Consider the following 17,989-nt stretch of genomic DNA (forward strand, 5'->3'; position numbering starts at 1 on the left):
GTAGGCAAAAGCGCGCCGGGGAGCCATGGCTGGCGTTACACAGCACTGGTTAAGAAATATTAATAGACAGAATCAGTAAACAATTTTACCTCGTCCCACTTAAGAAGCGCGTGGCAAACCACTAGCCAAGCAGCATGCCTGAATCTACCGCATGCGCTAAGACCGTTCTGCATATCCATCCCCGCCCATTAGCCAAAAGTGATAGAGTGCCCGCCGATTCAACTGGAGAATCGCTGAAAAATAGGTTTTCACACTTTTTTAAAAGGAGAAAGGTAGTGCAGGAAACAGCACAGCAAGGAAAATTTGCCTGGTGGCGACGAATCGCCCTATGGAAGAAAATTCTCGCGGGCTTAGCACTGGGCATTTTGGCAGGTGCACTCTTGGGCGATGCCGCCAGCGTGTTTAAGCCAATCGGTGATATTTTTATCAACGCTATTATGATGCTGATTGTACCGCTGGTGTTCTCCACCCTGGTGGTAGGCATTACCTCCATGCGTGACCCGCAGAAAATGGGCCGCATTGGTGCTCGTACGATTACTCTCTATTTGATCACTACCGCCTTTGCTATCTCCATCGGTCTGGTACTTTCCACCTTGCTGCAGCCAGGTGTTGGGGTTGATTTAAGTTTTGACTCAGAAGTGGCCGCTAACGAAGCGCCATCGCTGGTCTCTATCCTGGTTAACTTAGTACCGCGTAACCCGCTGGACGCGCTGGCCAACGGCAACATTATGCAGATCATTGTGTTTGCCATTGGTTTGGGTATTTCGCTGACGCTGATCGGCGATAAAGGCGAACCGGTCATGAAGGTCTTCGATAGTTTTGCCGAGGCAATGTACAAGCTCACCGGCATTGTGATGGCGTTCGCCCCTTTTGGCGTGTTTGGCTTAATCGCCCATGTCTCGGGCCAGTACGGATTAGAGATACTGCTGCCGCTGGCCAAGTTGATTGGCGTGGTCTACCTGGCCAGTATTCTTCACGTATTGGTGATCTACTCAGGCTTTATATCGCTGTTGGGTCGGCTAAACCCTATGCGCTACTTACAGGGCAGCCTGGACGCTATTGTAGTGGCGTTCTCGTCCGCTTCCTCTGCGGGCACTCTGCCTGTCTCTATCCGCTGCGCACAGAAAAACCTGGGGGTGTCTGAAGGGGTTTCAGGGTTTGTACTACCGGTAGGCGCCACCATCAACATGGATGGCACGGCGCTTTACCAGGGCGTGGTAGTGCTATTCATCGCCCAAATGACTGGTACTGATTTGAGCATGATGGATTACGGCATGATCGTTGCCACCGGCACGCTGGCCTCTATCGGTACGGCGGGAGTACCGGGCGCGGGTCTAATAATGCTATCGATTGTAATGGCACAGATTGGTCTGCCGCTGGAAGCCATCGCCGTAGTCGCGGGGATTGATCGAATACTGGATATGGCCCGTACCAGCGTCAACGTCGCGGGCGATTTAATGGTTACCACGCTGGTAGGTAAGAGCGAGGGTGAACTCAACGAAGAAGTTTATAATCGCCGCTAAGTTTAGCGTTAGTATTTATAGAGCGTATGAAGAGCGTCCGCTGTGGTTAGCAGCGGACGCTGCGTCTCCCCTGTTCCATCTCCCCTCATACTGCGGTTGTGATTCATGCGATTTCTCGGCAACCTATTGCTAATTCACTCTTAAGCCGAGCACTGTTGCCATGTCTACTGCCTTTGATCAAACGCTTGCCGCCATTGATGCTTTGCATGCCGAGGATCCGCGCTCCACGACGCTTGCCTATGGCACCTCCATGCCCCAGGAGCTGGCCTACGCCCAGCGTATGAGTGACTGGTTAGACCGCGTTCACGATGCCCCAGATGAAGTGCTGCGCCTGGCCGTTCGCGCCCAGCACTTGCAGCGCTGGTTAGTGCCGCGCGATGAGTACCCCGAAGGGCGTGTGGGTTATTTAACCTGGCGGCGCGATCAGGGAATTCGTGCTGGCGATACTACCGCCCAACTGATGCGCGACGCAGGCTATGCAGACCAAGACGCCGCCCGAGCCGCAACGATGATTGGCAAGAAAGGCTTAGGCCGCGACCCAGACGTACAAGCGCTGGAAGATTGCGCCTGCCTGGTGTTTCTAGAGAACTACTTTGCTGACTTCTCGCGTAAGATAGAGCACGACCACATGGTGCGTATTGTGCAGATGACCTGGCGCAAAATGTCGCCCCGTGCCCACGAACTGGCGCTAGCACTGCCGATGTCAGACGCCTCAGCAGCGCTGGTAAAAGAAGCCCTGGGTGTTGAGTAAGGCGTTACCGTAAGATGCAGCTGAGCAGTCACTGCGGTAAAGTAGCCGTCTTCTTTTTTTGCGCCCCCGGCACTGACGGCTTGCTCAACTATGATTGCATCCTTGGATACCCGTACCGCCCCGTTTGAACGCTTGGGAAATTCGTATGTACGTTTTCTACAAGCCCTCAAGACTCGGGGGTTTGAGGGCGAAATTGCCCCCGACTATGCCAACCGCACGGTGCTGGCGACGGATAACTCGATTTACCAGCGCCTGCCCCAGGCGGCGGTCTACCCCAAGCATGCCGAAGACCTAGAACGCATCACCCGGCTGGCGGCACAAACCTCCCACCGAGGCATTGTGTTGACCCCGCGTGGCGGCGGCACCGGCACCAACGGCCAGTCGCTCACCGACGGCATCGTGGTGGACGTATCACGCCACATGAACAATATCCTCGAGATCGACACTGAAAACCGTCGAGTGCGCGTTCAGGCCGGGGTGGTGAAAGACCAGCTCAATGCTGCGCTCAAGCCCCACGGGCTGTTTTTCGCCCCGGAGCTTTCGACCTCCAACCGCGCCACCATCGGCGGCATGATCTCCACTGATGCCAGCGGCCAGGGCAGCTGCGAATACGGTAAAACCCGCGATCATGTGTTGGAGCTCGATACTATTCTGATCGGTGGAAAGCACCTGCACAGCCGTGTGCTAACACAGGATGAAGAGCAGTCTGAGTGCCAGCAAGAAGGGATTCTTGGCCGCGTACATACCACCGCCGCCGCCATTATCGACCAGCAGCGCGACTTGATTGCGGCCAAATTCCCCCCGCTCAACCGCTGCTTAACCGGCTACGACTTAGCCCACCTGCGCGATGGCGAGGGGCAGCTCAACCTCAACAGCCTGCTGTGCGGCTCGGAAGGCTCGCTGGGCTTTTTAAACGAAGCCGTCCTCAATGTATTGCCGATTCCCAAGCACTCCACCCTGGTCAATGTGCGCTATACCAGCTTTATGGATGCGTTGCGGGATGCCAAAGCATTAATGACTACCAGGGCGCGACCTACCTCGATTGAAACCGTCGATGACACCGTGCTGCAGCTAGCCATGGAGGACTTCGTCTGGGACAGCGTAGCGGAGTTCTTCCCAGCGACCGCTAACACGGCGATTCGCGGTATTAACCTGATCGAATTTAATGACGACGATGAGAGCGCCCTCGCCGAGCGGGTGCGCACCTTCACCGACCACCTAAGCCAAGACACCACCGTTGAGCGCCTGGGTTACACCCTGGCTGAAGGGCGCGGGCAGATCCAGAAAGTCTACGGTATGCGCAAACGCTCGGTGGGTTTGCTCGGCAACGTTCAGGGTGAGAAACGGCCGATTCCGTTTGTGGAAGATACCGCCGTACCGCCAGAGCACTTGGCGGACTTTATCGCTGAGTTCCGCGCCGCGCTGGATGCCCGAGGGCTCTCCTACGGGATGTTTGGCCATGTAGACGCCGGCGTACTCCATGTGCGCCCCGCTATCGATATGAAAGATCCCGAGCAGGAAAAACTGATTCGCGCGGTGTCCGATGAAGTGGCCGCGCTTACCCAGAAATATGGTGGCCTGCTATGGGGCGAACACGGTAAAGGCGTGCGCTCTGAGTACGCGCCTAAGTTCTTTGGCGAGCTCTATCCCAGTCTTCAGCGGGTAAAAGCGGCCTTTGACCCCTATAACCAGCTCAACCCTGGCAAGATTGCTTCGCCCGCCGAAAGCGGCGAGCTAATCGCCAAGGATAGCGACCCCGATTTGTTGAAGGTCGATGGCGTGCCCATGCGCGGTCAGTTTGACCGCACCATCGACGAGCGTGCTTGGCAGGCCTACGACGCTGCGGTTTACTGTAATGGCAACGGCGCCTGCTACAACTACGACCTTGACGATCCCATGTGCCCGTCATGGAAAGCGACGCGGGATCGCCGCCACTCGCCCAAAGGCCGCGCCAGCCTGATCCGCGAATGGCTGCGCCTGCAGACCCAGGCGGGGATCGACGTTGTTGAGGAGTCGCGTAAGAAAAAAGCCGAGGGCAGCTGGGGCTTTATTAAAAGCTTTCCGCTGCGGGTGGCGAACACTCTCAGCCGCAAGCAGCACCACGACTACTCCCATGAAGTGTATGACGCTATGGCGGGCTGTTTGGCGTGTAAGTCCTGCGCGGGGCAGTGCCCGGTTAAGGTCAACGTCCCCCAGTTTCGGTCTCAGTTTTTAGAGGTCTACCACGGCCGCTACCTGCGCCCGCTGCGCGACTACGTGATCGGCGGCACCGAATTTATGTTGCCCGCCCTGGCCAAGGCGGCGCCGCTGTATAACGCCGTGATTGGCCAGCGCTGGGTAGAGCAACTGATGCGCCGAACCTTGGGCATGAGCGATTCACCGGCGCTTTCACGAGCCAGCGTTAAAAAGCAGCTGAACGCCTGGGGCGTCGCCGAGGCAACGCCGCTCTCGCTGGCCCTGTTAACCGAACAGCAGCGCGCTAACAGCGTGATTATTGTGCAGGACGCCTTCACCACCCACTTTGAAGCCAAGCTGGTGATGGACGTGGTGGAGCTACTCTCGCGTCTCAATCTACGCGTGTTCGTGATGCCCTATTCGGCGAACGGCAAACCCCTCCAGGTACAGGGCTTCTTGGGCGCCTTCGAGCGCACCGCCGCCAGGCAAGCCGAGCGGCTACGCACGTTGGCCCGCTTTGATATCCCCATGGTGGGCATCGACCCGGCGATGACCCTCACCTATCGCCAGGAGTACGTCAAAGCGTTAGGCCATGAAGCCGTGCCGGAGGTGCTGATGCTGCAGGAGTGGCTGGCGACCCGCATCAATACGCTAGCGCCCACCCCGCTTAAGCTAACCGACCCCGGCTTTAAGCTGCTCTCCCACTGCACCGAGAAAACCAACGCGCCGGGCAGCCCTAAAGCATGGCAGCAAGTGTTCTCGGCGTTTGGGTTAGAGCTTGAGCTGATGGCCACCGGCTGCTGCGGTATGTCAGGCACCTACGGCCACGAAACCCGCAACGCCACTACATCAAAAACCATTTACGCCCAGTCGTGGCAACCCCAGGTGGAAACCAAAGAAAACGCAGGCAAGCTACTGGCTACTGGATACTCCTGCCGCAGCCAGGTGAAGCGCTACTCCGAACAAGATCTGCTACACCCTTTGCAAGCACTACTGATTGCTTTAAAGCGCAGCTAAAATTTGTACAAACACTAAACCTTGTATAACGTTGAGGGAGCTAACGGCGTGCAGTGTAAAAAGCTGTCACGCTGTTCATTGACTGCAGGGAGCCTCTTATTAACGTAATGAGCGCAGGCCAGACAAGGCAAAAATCAACGAAAAAGCGGAGTTTACGAATTGTAAATGAGCATTTTGAGGTGGTTTTTAACGCCGTATGGGCAAGCGCAATAGTTAATCAGAGGTTTCCTATTTATCAGGAGCTGCCTTGTTGTTTCTACTTTCCTCCCTGGCTCGCCTAGGCGCAGGCGCTGTTCTAACCCTTAGCCTAGCATCCCTCGCTATCGCTCAGGAAAACCGTGTTGAGACGCAGGTGGTGGCTGACTCTCCGCGGATAGAGGTGTTGCCGTTGACCGGCAGCGTCAGTGCCCCACGCACCTCACAACTATCAAGCGCTGAAGCGGGTCAGGTCAGCGAGCTAACGGTTGAGATGGGCGACACAGTCACTCAAGGCCAGCCCCTTTTATCACTTGATACCCGCGATATTAGCCTGGAAAGCCAGCGTGCCCGAGCGGATCTAGCCCAGGCCGAAGCCGAGCGCGATGAGGCGCAACGCTTAGTGAGCGAAGCCAACCAGCTTTCGGCGCAAAACTTTGCCGCCAGCGACCGCCGCCAGCGTGAAAGTGCTTTGGCGGCTGCCCAGGCCACCCTCGAAGCGCGCCGAGCCGACTACGAGCTGGCCCAGTTGCAGTTGGAGCGTCATCAAATACGCGCCCCTTTTGACGGCATGGTCACTCACCGGGAGAGCAATGTTGGTGAGTGGGTTAACCCCGGTGACAACCTGCTTACCTTGGTCGATTTAGCTTCTCTTCGCTTGGATTTCTCGGTGCCGCTCTCCGCCTACCAGCGCTTTGAGGGCTCTCAATTAGAGGTACGCTTAGAAGGCAGCGATCAATGGCATCCGGCGCGCACCCTCGCGCGTATTCCCCTCGATGCCAGCTCAAGGCAGTTTCTGCTGCGTGCGGCACCTGAAACGCCACTTGAAATGCTGCCGGGGATGGCCGTGGAAGGACGTTTGCAACTTAACGGCGAAAGCAGCCCCAGCGTGCCGCGGGATGCCCTCATTCGCCGCCCGGATGGCAGCGTTAGCGTTTGGCTGGCCCGCCAAACCGATGATACTTGGCAGGCGTTCGAACAACGGGTTGAGATCGGCAGTAGCTACCAGGGCGAGGTCGCCGTCAATGAGGGCCTATCAGCGGGAGACCGCGTGATCGTTGTCGGTAATGAGCGGCTTGAAGAGGGACAAAACGTGTCCTTGAGCGACGACTAAAGGAGTCTGCCCTACCTATGTTTGCCGCCATTATTCGTCACGGCATCTTGGTTAGCGTTATTACGCTGATCCTGCTGATTTTGGGTATCGCTGCCATCTGGCGCATCCCGGTGCAGATGATTCCCGACCTGGAAACCCGCGTAGTGGGTATCGAGACGCAGTGGCCGGGGGCCACGCCGCAGGATATTGAAAAGGATATCTTGATCGAGCAGGAGGAGTTCCTGCGCAATGTCCCCAACCTACAGCGCATGGAGTCGACCGCCAGCAGCGGCAGCGCCGAAATCGAGCTTGAGTTCCCGTTTGGCGTCGATCTCACCGAAACCTTGATTCGGGTTAACAACGCGCTAAGCCAGGTGCCCTCCTACCCCAATAACGTTGACCAGCCACGTATCGTCGCCAACTCCTTTTCCGCCAACGCCTTTATGTACTTTAACGTTGGCCCTCGGGAGGGCAATCCGCGCCAGCTCGTTATACCGGCCATGCGCGACTATCTGGAAGATAATGTCCGCCCGCGCCTGGAGAGCGTTGCTGGCGTATCGGAAGTCACGGTTTCCGGTGGCGCCGAGCGGCAAATGCAGCTGCTGATCAACCCAGAGGCGCTAGCCGCCCGTGAACTGAGTATCGCTGATATTCAGGACGCCCTTCAGGCCCGCAACCAGGATGTCTCCGGCGGTAACCTAGAGAGCGGCAAACGCCGCTACCTGCTGCGTACCGTGGGCCGTTTTGAGGATGTGGAGAGCCTTGAAGCGCTGATCCTCATCCGCGACGGCGACGCGGTTACCCGGCTGAGCGATGTTGCCGAGGTGCGCCAATCCTACGCCGAACTCAGCTCTCGCTCCTACAGCGCAGATGGACAGCCGGTATTGAGCGTGCAGGTGCGCCGGGAACCGGGCGCCAATGTGATCGACATCAAGCGCGCCATGCTCGACGAAGTCGCGGCGCTGAATGAAGGCTTGCTAGCCGAGCAAGGCATGCGCATGACGCTCTCCAGCGATGACGTGCGCTACGTGGAGTCGTCGATTGCCAATGTCTGGGTCAATCTGGGCCTGGGGGCGCTGTTTGCTACCCTGGTGATGTACGCTTTCCTGCGCTCCGCCCGCGCGACCCTGGCCGGGGTCATCGGCATTCCCATCTGCACCATCGCCGCCTTTCTAGGTCTACTGCTGGCAGGGCGCACGCTCAACGTCATTTCGCTGGCGGGTGTCGCTTTCGCCATTGGCATGACGATAGACAACACCATCGTCGTGCTGGAGAGCATTGAGACCCAGCGCCGCCGTGGCCTAGCACGCTTTGAAGCGGCCCTTGAGGGCGTCAAGCAAGTGTGGCCCGCAGTGCTCGCGTCAACGCTGACCACTATTTTAGTCTTTGTGCCCATCTTCTTTATTCAACAGGAAGCCGGGCAGCTCTACTCCGATATTGCGGTGGCCATCTCGACCTCGATTATTGTCTCGATGGTGGTCGCCATTACCGTTATTCCCACCCTGGGCGCGCATATCGATTTTCGCGGTAAGGAGAGTACTTCGACCTCACCGCCGCGCTGGGTACGCGGCTGCCTGTGGGTGGTGGATGGCATGATTCGCACCACTTCCCGGCGCTTTCTAGCTATCGTGCTGGGCATTGTGGGGGGTATCGGCATTTTTGTCTGGCTGACGCCCCCGGCGGAGTACCTGCCCGAAGGCGAAGAAGCCAAAACCTTTGCCAGTATGAACGCCCCGGCGAGTTACAATCTGGCCACCATGGATGCAATTGCCCAAACCCTGCAGCGGGAGCTGGAGACCCATGTGGGCGCGGAGCCTGAGCGCTTCGAGGGCGGCGAGACCGACATCCCGCCGATTCGCACCATGGGCATTCAAGCCGAAGCACAGAGCCTGCGGATCATTGCGGAAACCATCGATCCCACCCATATTGAAGCCTTGATGGACGCCCTCACCCGGCGCTTTGAGAAATACCCGGACATGCGCGCCTTTGCCGCCCGCGGCTCGATTATCTCCAGCAATGACGGCGGTACGCGGAGTATCACGCTGGATATTGCCGGCAATGATCTGAACGAACTCTACACCACCGCCAATGCGATTTATCAGCGCGCCGAGACAGTGTTCGACAACCCGCGCATTCAGTCGCGGCCCTCCGCTCTGGATCTTGGTCAGCCGCTAATTGAGGTATATCCCAATTGGGAGCGCGCCGCAGAAGTCGGCCTTGATACCAATACCCTGGGCACCACCGTCGCGGTGCTCACCAACGGTGCCTACCTGGATGACTTTTATCTCGACGATGAAAAAATTGACCTTTACGGCTACGGCCCCGAGGCAGGCGATATCGACCTGGATGCCCTCGCCACCCTGCCCATCTATACCCCTTCTGGGGTAAGCGTTCCGCTCAATACCCTCGCCGATATTCGCGAGACAGTGGGTACGGCTACGCTGCGGCGGGTAGATGGTCGCCGCAGCGTTACGCTAGACGTTATTCCACCCCGCAGCGTGGCGCTGGAAGCCGGTATCGAGCAAATGCAGCGCGAGGTGATCGAGCCACTACGCAATGAGGGCGCAATACCCGCGAACATTAACGTCAGCGTGACCGGCGCGGGAGATCAGTTAGACGCCACCCGCCAGGCACTTACCGGCAATGCGCTAATCGCGTTAGCGATTGTTTATCTGCTGCTGGTGGCGATTTTTGCCCACTGGGGTTACCCATTGCTTATTCTCGCCACTATTCCGTTAGGTGCCGCTGGCGGGATAGTGGGGCTCTGGCTGATGAATACCGTGGGCGCGCAGCTGCCGAAAATTGGCTTGAATGCCATCAGTCAGCCGTTTGATATGATCACCATGCTGGGCTTTTTAATTCTGATGGGGACAGTCGTCAACAACCCGATACTGGTGGTTCATCAGGCGAGGGAGAATCTACGCTCGGCGAGCATGGGAGTGCGGGAAGCCGTTCAACAGGCGGTAGAGAGCCGCTTACGGCCGATTGCCATGACGACTCTTACCACCCTGTGCGGCCTTTCACCGCTGGTATTTCTACCCGGAGAAGGCACCGAGCTCTATCGCGGTGTCGGTGCCATTGTGCTATTTGGGCTGCTTGGCACGGCAATTGTCACCATTACCTTCTTGCCAGCCCTTACCGTTGCCGTGCTCAGTTGGAGAACCAAACGGTCGGCGAGCTAAAAAGCTGCGGAGTTAAAAGAATAACCGCTTAAGTGCCAAGCCAGGGTCGCTTTCGCGCATAAAAGCTTCGCCAACCAGAAAACCGTTAACGTTGTGGTCACGCATTAGCTCAACGTCATCGCGGGTATGAATACCTGATTCGGTAATCACCGTGACGCCCTCAGGAATGCGCGGCAGCAGATCCAGGGTCGTATTCAGGCTGGTTTCAAAGGTATGCAGGTTGCGGTTGTTGATGCCGACCAGTTTTAGATCCAGCGCCAGGGCGCGCTCAAGCTCCTCGGCGTCGTGTACCTCAACCAATACATCCATTCCTAGCTGATTGGCCTGCTGATGCAGGTCGCGCAGCTGTGCATCATCCAGAGCGGCAACGATCAGCAGAATACAGTCCGATCCAATCGCCCGTGCTTCACAGACCTGATAGCCATGGGTGATAAAGTCTTTGCGAATCACCGGCAGGGTGCAGACATCCCGAGCGGCGATCAAATAGTCTTCGTGGCCTTGGAAAAAGTCGGCGTCGGTGAGCACCGACAGACAGGCAGCGCCGCCCTGGGCATAGCTTTTAGCGATATCCGAGGGGTGAAACTCTTCGCGAATAACACCTTTCGAGGGAGAGGCTTTTTTCACCTCGGCGATAATCGCCGGATCGCCCGTTGCGATGCGCGTATTAAGCGCCTCAATAAAGCCACGCGGAGCGCTCTGCTGCTCTCCCAGCGCGAGCAGGTCTGATTCTGAGACCGCTTGGCGACGCTCAGCCACTTCTTGGTCTTTGCGAGCCAGAATGCGCGTTAAAATAGTTGGCGTTGCCTGTTGAGTCATGTTGATCTCTTTTTTTTAAAACTTATCTTGTTTAAGAACCTACTGCTTAAAAACGCTGGTGAAGTGCGAAAGCTCTTTGAGTTTTTCGAGCGGCAGTTTGGAGGCTTGCGCGTCCTGAGCCACCATCACGCCCTCTTTTAAGGTATCCGCAACGCCTGAACAGTAGAGCGCGGCCCCGGCATTTAGCGCGACCATATCGGCGGCGGCGCCTTCACCTGAAAGAGCGGCCTTCACCAAGCGCAGGCTATCTTCCGCGCTGCTGGCCTTCAGCGTTGCCAAGCTCTGCCGTTCGATGCCCAGCTCTTCGGGCGTAATGGTGTACTGAGTAATCACACCCTCTTTAAGCTCGGCGACTAATGTGGGGCCTGCCAGGGAGATTTCATCCAAACCATCGTCTGAATGGACCACCATCACATGACGGCTACCCAAGGTTTTAAGCACTTCGGCCATGAGCGGCACCAATTCCGCGGCGTAAACACCCAGCACCTGATTGGGGGCGCCAGCGGGATTGGTTAACGGCCCTAGAATATTAAACAGCGTGCGCACGCCCATTTCGCGGCGGGGCCCAATCGCATAGCGCATGGCCGGATGATGATTGGGGGCAAACATAAAGCCCACGCCCACCTGCTCGATACAGCGCGCCACCTGGTCAGGCTTAAGATCCAGGTAAATACCCGCCACATCAAACAAATCAGCACTGCCCGAGGAGGATGAAACGCTACGGTTACCATGTTTAGCAACGTGAGCACCGGCAGCAGCGGCAACAAAACTAGCAGCGGTAGAAACGTTAAATAGATTCGCGCCATCGCCACCGGTGCCGACGATATCTACAACGTTTTCCGCCTTCAATTCAACGCGTTTCATTAGCTCGCGCATTACCTGAGCGGCGGCGCTAATTTCAACGGCACTTTCGCCCTTCATGGCTAAACCCACCAGCAGGCCACCAATTTGCGCGTCAGAAGCATCGCCGGTCATGATCTGGCGCATCAACGCGTGCATGGCATCGAAAGAGAGGTCTTCGCGGCGCATTACCGCATTAATCGCGTCTCGCATTTGCATGAGCAGAGGGGCCCCTAAAAAAGCGTGTGAAACCGGCCATCAGCCGCGTTTTAAAAAGTTGGCCAACAGCTCATGGCCTTGGCGGGTAAGAATCGACTCGGGGTGGAACTGCACCCCTTCAATATCCAGCTCGCGGTGACGAAACCCCATCACTAAACCGGGAGTAACATCGTCATCACCTGTCCAGGCAGTGACTTCCAAACAGTCAGGCAGACTCGCTTTATCGACGACCAGGGAGTGATAGCGAGTAACCTCAACAGGATTATCCAACCCTTCAAATACACCTTGGTTCGCGTGTAGTACAGCAGAGGTTTTGCCATGCATGACCTGTGGGGCGCGCACGACCTTGCCACCAAAGACCTGCCCAATGGCCTGATGGCCCAGGCAGACACCTAAAATAGGTAGCTTGCCAGCAAAATGCTCGATGGCGGCCATGGAGATACCTGCCTCGTTAGGCGTACATGGTCCCGGCGACACCACCAAGTGCGTCGGCGCCAGCGCTTCAATCTGCTCAATGGTGATGTCGTCATTAAGGTAAGTGATTACTTCCGCGCCCAGCTCGCCCAGGTACTGGACGATGTTAAACGTGAAGCTGTCATAATTATCGATCATCACTACTTTACGCGCTGGCTGATTCTGCGCTGACAGTTTCTGCGCCGACTGAGCTTGCGCCATTGCCCCACTTACTCCGTTGCGTCATTCAGGTCACAGATGAAACCGCTAATGACTTGATGATACCGCAACCGGGCGCTGCGTTGCAGGGGTTAAGTGCTGCGCCGGGTCGTAATGATAAGAAGTTCCCTCAGCGAGCTTACGAACCGCCCCAGAATAGGGGCTCACCAACGCCGCACCGAAGAAACCGTTCGCTCAGTCATCAGGCACGCTATGCTTAGGAGTGTAAGACTGTTAAGCATAGTGGCACTTTCCCCTAGAGGAAATCCTACCTTATATCTTACCTCTCTCGACCTGCCTGAAGATTGGTACTAGCAACGAACCACCGCAGTCTTTATTATCTACCGACATTTACGTTAGTTTACAATTAAGTTAGGAGCGTAAGATGACAAAGCGGGTTACCAGGATGTGTACGCTCTTATTCGTCGCATTGATCAGCGCTGCGCCAGCCTATGCCAACACAACGCTACGCGTTATTGCCTCGTTTTCAGTCATGGAGGAGTTGGTCAAACGGGTGGCAGGAGACGCGGTCAGCGTCAATGTCATTGTTCCTGTGGGTGAAGACGTTCACCGCTGGGAGTTAACACCCCCCAATGTGCTTGCGTTAGAAGAGACCCATATCGTCTTTTATAACGGACTGGGCTTAGAGCCTTGGATTCGTCATATTGAAGCGATGTCAGACGATCAGTTAACCCTCGTGGAAGTGGCGAAAAAGGCTGACTACGCACCGCTGATGATCTCCACAGGTCAATATAAAGGCGAACCAGATCCGCACATGTGGATGGACCCCGCTGGCGCCGCCGCTTACATTGATGTGATTGCCGCCACGCTGGCCGAGCATCTGCCTAAGCAGGCAGATGCGTTTTATGCGCGCGCCGAAGAAGCTCGCAAAGCGCTGACTACTCTGAGCTCAGAAGTGAAAGAGCGGCTCGATGGTATTCCTCAAACCAACCGCACACTACTCACTAGCGAAGCAAGCTTTGGTTATTTCGCACGCGCCTTCTCATTTCAAGCCCAGGGGGTGTGGGGCGTTAATCATGAAACCCAAGGCAGTGCCCAAGCAATGGCCAAAATGAGCGAGCAACTTGCTGCAAAACGTCCCTCGGCACTCTTTTTTGAAAGCACGACCCCCAGTATTCATATGGATGCTTTAGCTCGGGAGACTTCAATTCCACTCGCGGGGCCGTTGTATGTCGATTCACTGAGTAGCATAGATGGCCCAGCTGCCAACTATTCGGCCATGCTGCGTCATAACGCAGAGGTACTGCATACCGCTTTAGGCGGCGCAACGGCCGAGTAATCAGCCCTTTGTCATTACTCAATCGCCTTTGTCGTCTGGGAAGTAGTTGCCAGCAATTCTGTTAACGAAGAGAGCACTAGGTCAGGGTGACTCTCTTCGATTGGCTCGCCGTGGTTGTAGCCGTACGGTAACGCTACGGTAGTAAAGCCTGCCGCTTTACCAGCAGCAATATCATGCCGGGAATCACCCACCATCACACACTCAGCGGCTGGAATCTGGCACGTGCGGGCAGCATGCAGCAGCGGCAATGGATGAGGCTTTTTTTCAGCCAGTGAATCACCGCCCACCCAGAGTGTAAAATAGTCCAACAGTTCAAAGTGCTGTAAGAGCGGCTCAATAAAACGCTCAGGCTTATTGGTAATTAGCACCAGTGTCATTCCTTGCTGGTGCAGCCCCTGAAGCGCTTGCTGAACGCCCGAATAGAGCGTTGTGAGAACATGGGGCGCGGCGCCATAGTAATCCATAAAAGTATCATAGCCGCGCTGCTGGAGTGCGGGCGTGGGAGGCGTCTGTAACGCCCAGGTTAGGGCTTTTTCGACTAATACCGGCGCCCCATTACCGACCCAATCACGCACCTCTGCTTCGCTTGGCTGGCGTAGATCAAGCGCCTTTAGAGCATGCGCCACCGCGGCGGCAAGATCAGGTACCGAATCAATCAACGTGCCATCCAAGTCGAACGCAATCAGCCGCTTACCCTGCAGTGCTGAATGTAGTCCTGAATATCGTTCTGTCAATCGTATGGAATGCACCGTCATTGCCCTCTGCCTCATCGTGTTTAGAAAACTATCTTACCTGTTCAAGGTAAACGTTCGCATTAGTCAGAAGCGTAAGAAGCTTCTATGCTGGAGCTAACTTAGCCAAGGAGATAATGATGGCCATACCCAGGATTGTGATTGTCGGCGGTGGCGCGGGTGGGCTAGCCCTCGCTACGCGGCTAGGGCATACATTAGGCAAGCGTAAACGCGCAGAGATTGTGTTGTTGGATCGTAACACCACCCACGTTTGGAAGCCTTTGCTCCATGAACTGGCGACCGGCGTGCTTAATTCCAGTATGGACGAGGTGGATTATCGCGGACATTCGTCTGCTCACTTCTACCGTTATCAGCGAGGTTCACTGACGGGTGTGGATCGCCAGCAGCAAGTCCTACGTTTAGCCCCCGTTAAAGACGAAGATGGCGCTGAGGTACTGCCTGCCCGCGAGTTAACCTATGACTACTTAGTGATGGCGTTGGGTAGTGTTTCCAATGACTTCGGCACGCCCGGCGTCGCCGAGCACTGCCACTTTATTGATTCGCCCCAGCAGGCCAAAGCGTTTCAGCGCGATATGATCAATACCTTCCTGCGCTATACCGACCCCACCCTGCGCCAGCATACCCAGTTGACTATTGGCATTGTGGGCGGCGGCGCAACAGGGGTAGAGCTTGCCGCCGAGCTATTTGATGCCTCACGTATGCTCAATGCCTATGGCGTAACGGCGATAGATCATCAGCACATTAGCGTACACTTGCTAGAGGCTGCGCCACGCTTACTGCCTGGGCTTTCTGACCGGGTCAGCCAGACCGTTAAAACAGAGCTTGAGAAAATGGGCGTCACCGTTCATACCGATACGGCGATCAAGGAAGCACAAGCGCATCGGCTGATTACCGACAACGGTGAGGAGATCAAGACGGATATTAATGTGTGGGCAGCGGGTATCAAAGCGCCGCCATTTCTAACCGAACTTGGCCTGACGACTAACAAGAAAAATCAGATCGAAGTGAAACGTAGCCTGCAAAGTGTCGACGATGAACGAATATTCGCACTTGGCGACTGCGCCAGTTGCCCGATGGGAGACGAGGGTACCGTGCCGCCTCGCGCTCAAGCGGCGCATCAACAAGCCAAGTTATTAGCCAAAAACCTGGTTAACCAACTGGAAGATAAGCCATTACAGGATTTTCGCTACCGTGATCATGGCTCACTGGTGTCACTGGCGCGCTACGATGCAGTGGGTAATTTGATGCGTAGCGGAGCCTCCAAAGGTCTGTTTTTGGAAGGCTGGCTGGCACGCCAAGCCTATGCTTCGTTATATCGTACGCATCAGCTCTCAATTCATGGGCCGACAAAAACGGGGCTGTCATGGCTGGTGGATAAGCTCAATAAGTATTTAAAACCACGCATGAAATTACACTAAACACCCCGTTAATTTTTGCTTGAAGCGTATTATTACGCCGTCGCCAGCGCCGCCCGCAGTTGTTTGAGTACTGTGTCGTAGCCGTGCGGGTCGCTGGCTTGGTGGGCACTGAAAATAGCGGAGCCTGCTACAAAGGTATCGGCGCCAGCGGCGGCAATCTCAGCAATGTTATCCACTTTTACTCCGCCGTCGATTTCCAAGCGGATATCATAGTGTGATGCATCAATGCGCGCCCGTGCCTCGCGCAGCTTGCTCAGCGTACCAGGAATAAATGACTGGCCACCAAAGCCTGGATTAACGCTCATCAGCAGTACCATATCGACTTTATCCATCACGTAGTCGAGATAGGAGAGCGGCGTTGCGGGATTAAACACTAAACCGGCCTTACAGCCACCATCGCGGATCAACTGCAGCGAACGGTCAACGTGCTCAGAGGCTTCAGGGTGAAAGGTGATATAGCTGGCACCTGCCTCAATAAAGTCGCTGATCATGCGGTCGACTGGCTTGACCATCAAATGCACATCAATGGGCGCCGTTACGCCGTGCTTACGCAGCGCTTTGCACACCATAGGGCCAATCGTGAGGTTAGGTACATAGTGATTATCCATTACATCGAAGTGCACCACATCGGCACCTGCAGCCAGCACGTTATCCACTTCTTCACCCAACCGGGCAAAATCAGCTGATAAAATAGAGGGGGCAATGAGAAAATCATGCGCAGCGGTCATATTCCATTCCTGCTTATTAATCAGTAGACGAGAGTAGCTACCCCCTATGCCTGTGAGCACAGGCTAAAGAGCAAAGCCAAACGTCTATCTTATCAGAGCCGCTTACCAGAACCACGTATCAGCAACGTAAGCGCTGCTAGGTATGTCGTCACAGGTATATTCTTAAATAGAATATAAAACATGATTGTAATTCCACATTGATAGATTTAACCTTACGGCTATTGTGACACTACTTTTTGGCGATCCTTTGCGCTTACTGATTTAAGGAGTTACTTATGACGTTGCCGACAATTTTCCGCCGCAGCCTAATTGCAGTTGCACTGGGCGTCACGGTCAGTGGTACCGCTGCAGCCCAGGAGCGTGAACTGCTCAATTCGTCCTACGATATCGCTCGTGAGCTGTTTGCCGCGATTAACCCTGAGTTTCAGGCGTGGTGGCAGGAAGAGCACGGTGAAGAGATTGCCATTAGCCAGTCTCACGGCGGTTCTTCTGCACAGGCGCGTGCCATCCTGCAGGGCCTACGAGCCGATGTGGTGACCTTTAACCAGGTGACTGACGTACAAGTACTCGCGGATGCTGGGCTGGTAGCAGAAGATTGGCAAGACGCATTTGAGAACAATGCCTCGCCCTACTACTCCACTACCGCTTTCCTGGTGCGTAAAGGCAACCCAAAAGGCATCGAAAGCTGGGACGATCTAGTCCAAGAAGACGTAGAAATGGTCTTCCCTAACCCGAAAACCTCGGGTAATGGCCGCTACACCTACTTAGCTGCCTGGGGCTTTGCCGAGAACGAATTTGATGGCGATGAAGAGCAAATCGAAGAGTTCATGAGCACCTTCTTAGCCAACGTGGCGGTATTTGATACCGGCGGCCGTGGCGCGACGACCAGCTTTATTGAGCGAGAAATTGGCGATGTACTGATTAGCTTCGAGTCTGAAGTTAACAATATTCGTAGCGAGTACGGCAGCGACGATTACGAAGTGATCGTGCCCCCGGTCAGCATCCTGGCCGAGTTCCCCGTTGCCGTTGTCGGCGAAAACGCTGAGCGCAACGGCAACAGCGACTTGGCCCAAAGCTACCTTGAGTACCTCTACACCGAAGAGACTCAGCGCCTGCTGGCAGGCTTTAACTACCGGGTGCATAACGAAGCCGTGGTCGAAGAGTTTGCCGACCAGTTCCCGGAGACCGAATTACTCGAAGTAGACGACGTGTTTGGTAGCTGGGACGAGGTAATGGAGACTCACTTTGGCAGTGGCGGCCGACTCGACCAGTTACAGCGCCGCTAATATTCATACATGAGCCAGCCTG

At 55.7% G+C, this 17,989-nt stretch carries 13 protein-coding genes; 8 read left to right on the forward strand and 5 right to left on the reverse strand.

Features of this window, described 5'->3' with window-relative positions; all coding sequences use genetic code 11:
* Positions 1-275 precede the first annotated feature (275 nt).
* The 5 genes from Q3Y66_RS12605 (at position 276) to Q3Y66_RS12625 (ending at position 9,936) form a co-directional block, all read left to right on the forward strand.
* Complete coding sequence (locus Q3Y66_RS12605) at positions 276-1,523, forward strand: dicarboxylate/amino acid:cation symporter (protein ID WP_008959558.1); 1,248 nt, start codon at positions 276-278, stop codon at positions 1,521-1,523.
* A 160-nt stretch (positions 1,524-1,683) separates the two neighbouring features.
* Positions 1,684-2,274 carry a DUF4202 domain-containing protein gene (locus tag Q3Y66_RS12610; RefSeq protein WP_008959559.1) on the forward strand — a complete coding sequence of 197 codons (591 nt, stop codon included), beginning with the start codon at positions 1,684-1,686 and terminating at the stop codon, positions 2,272-2,274.
* A gap of 90 nt (positions 2,275-2,364) precedes the next feature.
* Complete coding sequence (locus Q3Y66_RS12615; RefSeq protein ID WP_008959560.1) at positions 2,365-5,466, forward strand: FAD-binding and (Fe-S)-binding domain-containing protein; 3,102 nt, start codon at positions 2,365-2,367, stop codon at positions 5,464-5,466.
* A 247-nt stretch (positions 5,467-5,713) separates the two neighbouring features.
* Entirely contained in the window at positions 5,714-6,775 is a 1,062-nt protein-coding gene (locus Q3Y66_RS12620; RefSeq protein WP_303319490.1) for an efflux RND transporter periplasmic adaptor subunit, read from the forward strand.
* Positions 6,776-6,792: 17 nt separating this feature from the next.
* Positions 6,793-9,936 carry an efflux RND transporter permease subunit gene (locus Q3Y66_RS12625; protein ID WP_008959562.1) on the forward strand — a complete coding sequence of 1,048 codons (3,144 nt, stop codon included), beginning with the start codon at positions 6,793-6,795 and terminating at the stop codon, positions 9,934-9,936.
* 12 nt (positions 9,937-9,948) lie between these two features.
* Here Q3Y66_RS12625 and trpC read toward each other — a convergent pair whose 3' ends face one another.
* Genes trpC through Q3Y66_RS12640 form a run of 3 tightly spaced genes read right to left on the reverse strand, consistent with a single transcriptional unit; the run spans position 9,949 to position 12,486 of the window.
* Complete coding sequence (gene trpC / locus Q3Y66_RS12630; RefSeq protein ID WP_008959563.1) at positions 9,949-10,752, reverse strand: indole-3-glycerol phosphate synthase TrpC; 804 nt, start codon at positions 10,750-10,752, stop codon at positions 9,949-9,951.
* A 39-nt stretch (positions 10,753-10,791) separates the two neighbouring features.
* Positions 10,792-11,811 carry an anthranilate phosphoribosyltransferase gene (gene trpD, locus Q3Y66_RS12635; RefSeq protein ID WP_008959564.1) on the reverse strand — a complete coding sequence of 340 codons (1,020 nt, stop codon included), beginning with the start codon at positions 11,809-11,811 and terminating at the stop codon, positions 10,792-10,794.
* Between the two features lie 39 nt (positions 11,812-11,850).
* Entirely contained in the window at positions 11,851-12,486 is a 636-nt protein-coding gene (locus Q3Y66_RS12640) for an aminodeoxychorismate/anthranilate synthase component II (RefSeq protein ID WP_008959565.1), read from the reverse strand.
* A gap of 382 nt (positions 12,487-12,868) precedes the next feature.
* Between Q3Y66_RS12640 and Q3Y66_RS12645 the strand changes: the two genes are divergently transcribed.
* A complete protein-coding gene (locus Q3Y66_RS12645) occupies positions 12,869-13,783 on the forward strand; it encodes a metal ABC transporter solute-binding protein, Zn/Mn family (protein ID WP_008959566.1) in 915 nt (304 codons plus the stop codon).
* Positions 13,784-13,797: 14 nt separating this feature from the next.
* On the opposite strand, the gene Q3Y66_RS12650 is transcribed toward Q3Y66_RS12645, so the two are convergent.
* Positions 13,798-14,538 (reverse strand): phosphoglycolate phosphatase, encoded by a 741-nt coding sequence (locus Q3Y66_RS12650; protein ID WP_008959567.1) that lies wholly within the window; start codon positions 14,536-14,538, stop codon positions 13,798-13,800.
* Positions 14,539-14,654: 116 nt separating this feature from the next.
* Here Q3Y66_RS12650 and Q3Y66_RS12655 point away from each other — a divergent pair, with 116 nt between their 5' ends.
* Complete coding sequence (locus tag Q3Y66_RS12655; protein WP_008959568.1) at positions 14,655-15,953, forward strand: NAD(P)/FAD-dependent oxidoreductase; 1,299 nt, start codon at positions 14,655-14,657, stop codon at positions 15,951-15,953.
* Between the two features lie 32 nt (positions 15,954-15,985).
* Here the strand turns inward: Q3Y66_RS12655 and rpe are convergent, their stop codons facing one another.
* Positions 15,986-16,681 (reverse strand): ribulose-phosphate 3-epimerase, encoded by a 696-nt coding sequence (gene rpe, locus Q3Y66_RS12660; RefSeq protein WP_008959569.1) that lies wholly within the window; start codon positions 16,679-16,681, stop codon positions 15,986-15,988.
* Between the two features lie 275 nt (positions 16,682-16,956).
* On the opposite strand from rpe, the gene cysP reads away from it, so the two are divergent.
* Positions 16,957-17,967 (forward strand): thiosulfate ABC transporter substrate-binding protein CysP, encoded by a 1,011-nt coding sequence (cysP, locus tag Q3Y66_RS12665; RefSeq protein WP_008959570.1) that lies wholly within the window; start codon positions 16,957-16,959, stop codon positions 17,965-17,967.
* Positions 17,968-17,989: the final 22 nt, after the last annotated feature.

Source organism: Halomonas sp. HAL1, assembly GCF_030544485.1.
Taxonomy (GTDB): Bacteria; Pseudomonadota; Gammaproteobacteria; order Pseudomonadales; family Halomonadaceae; genus Vreelandella; species Vreelandella arctica.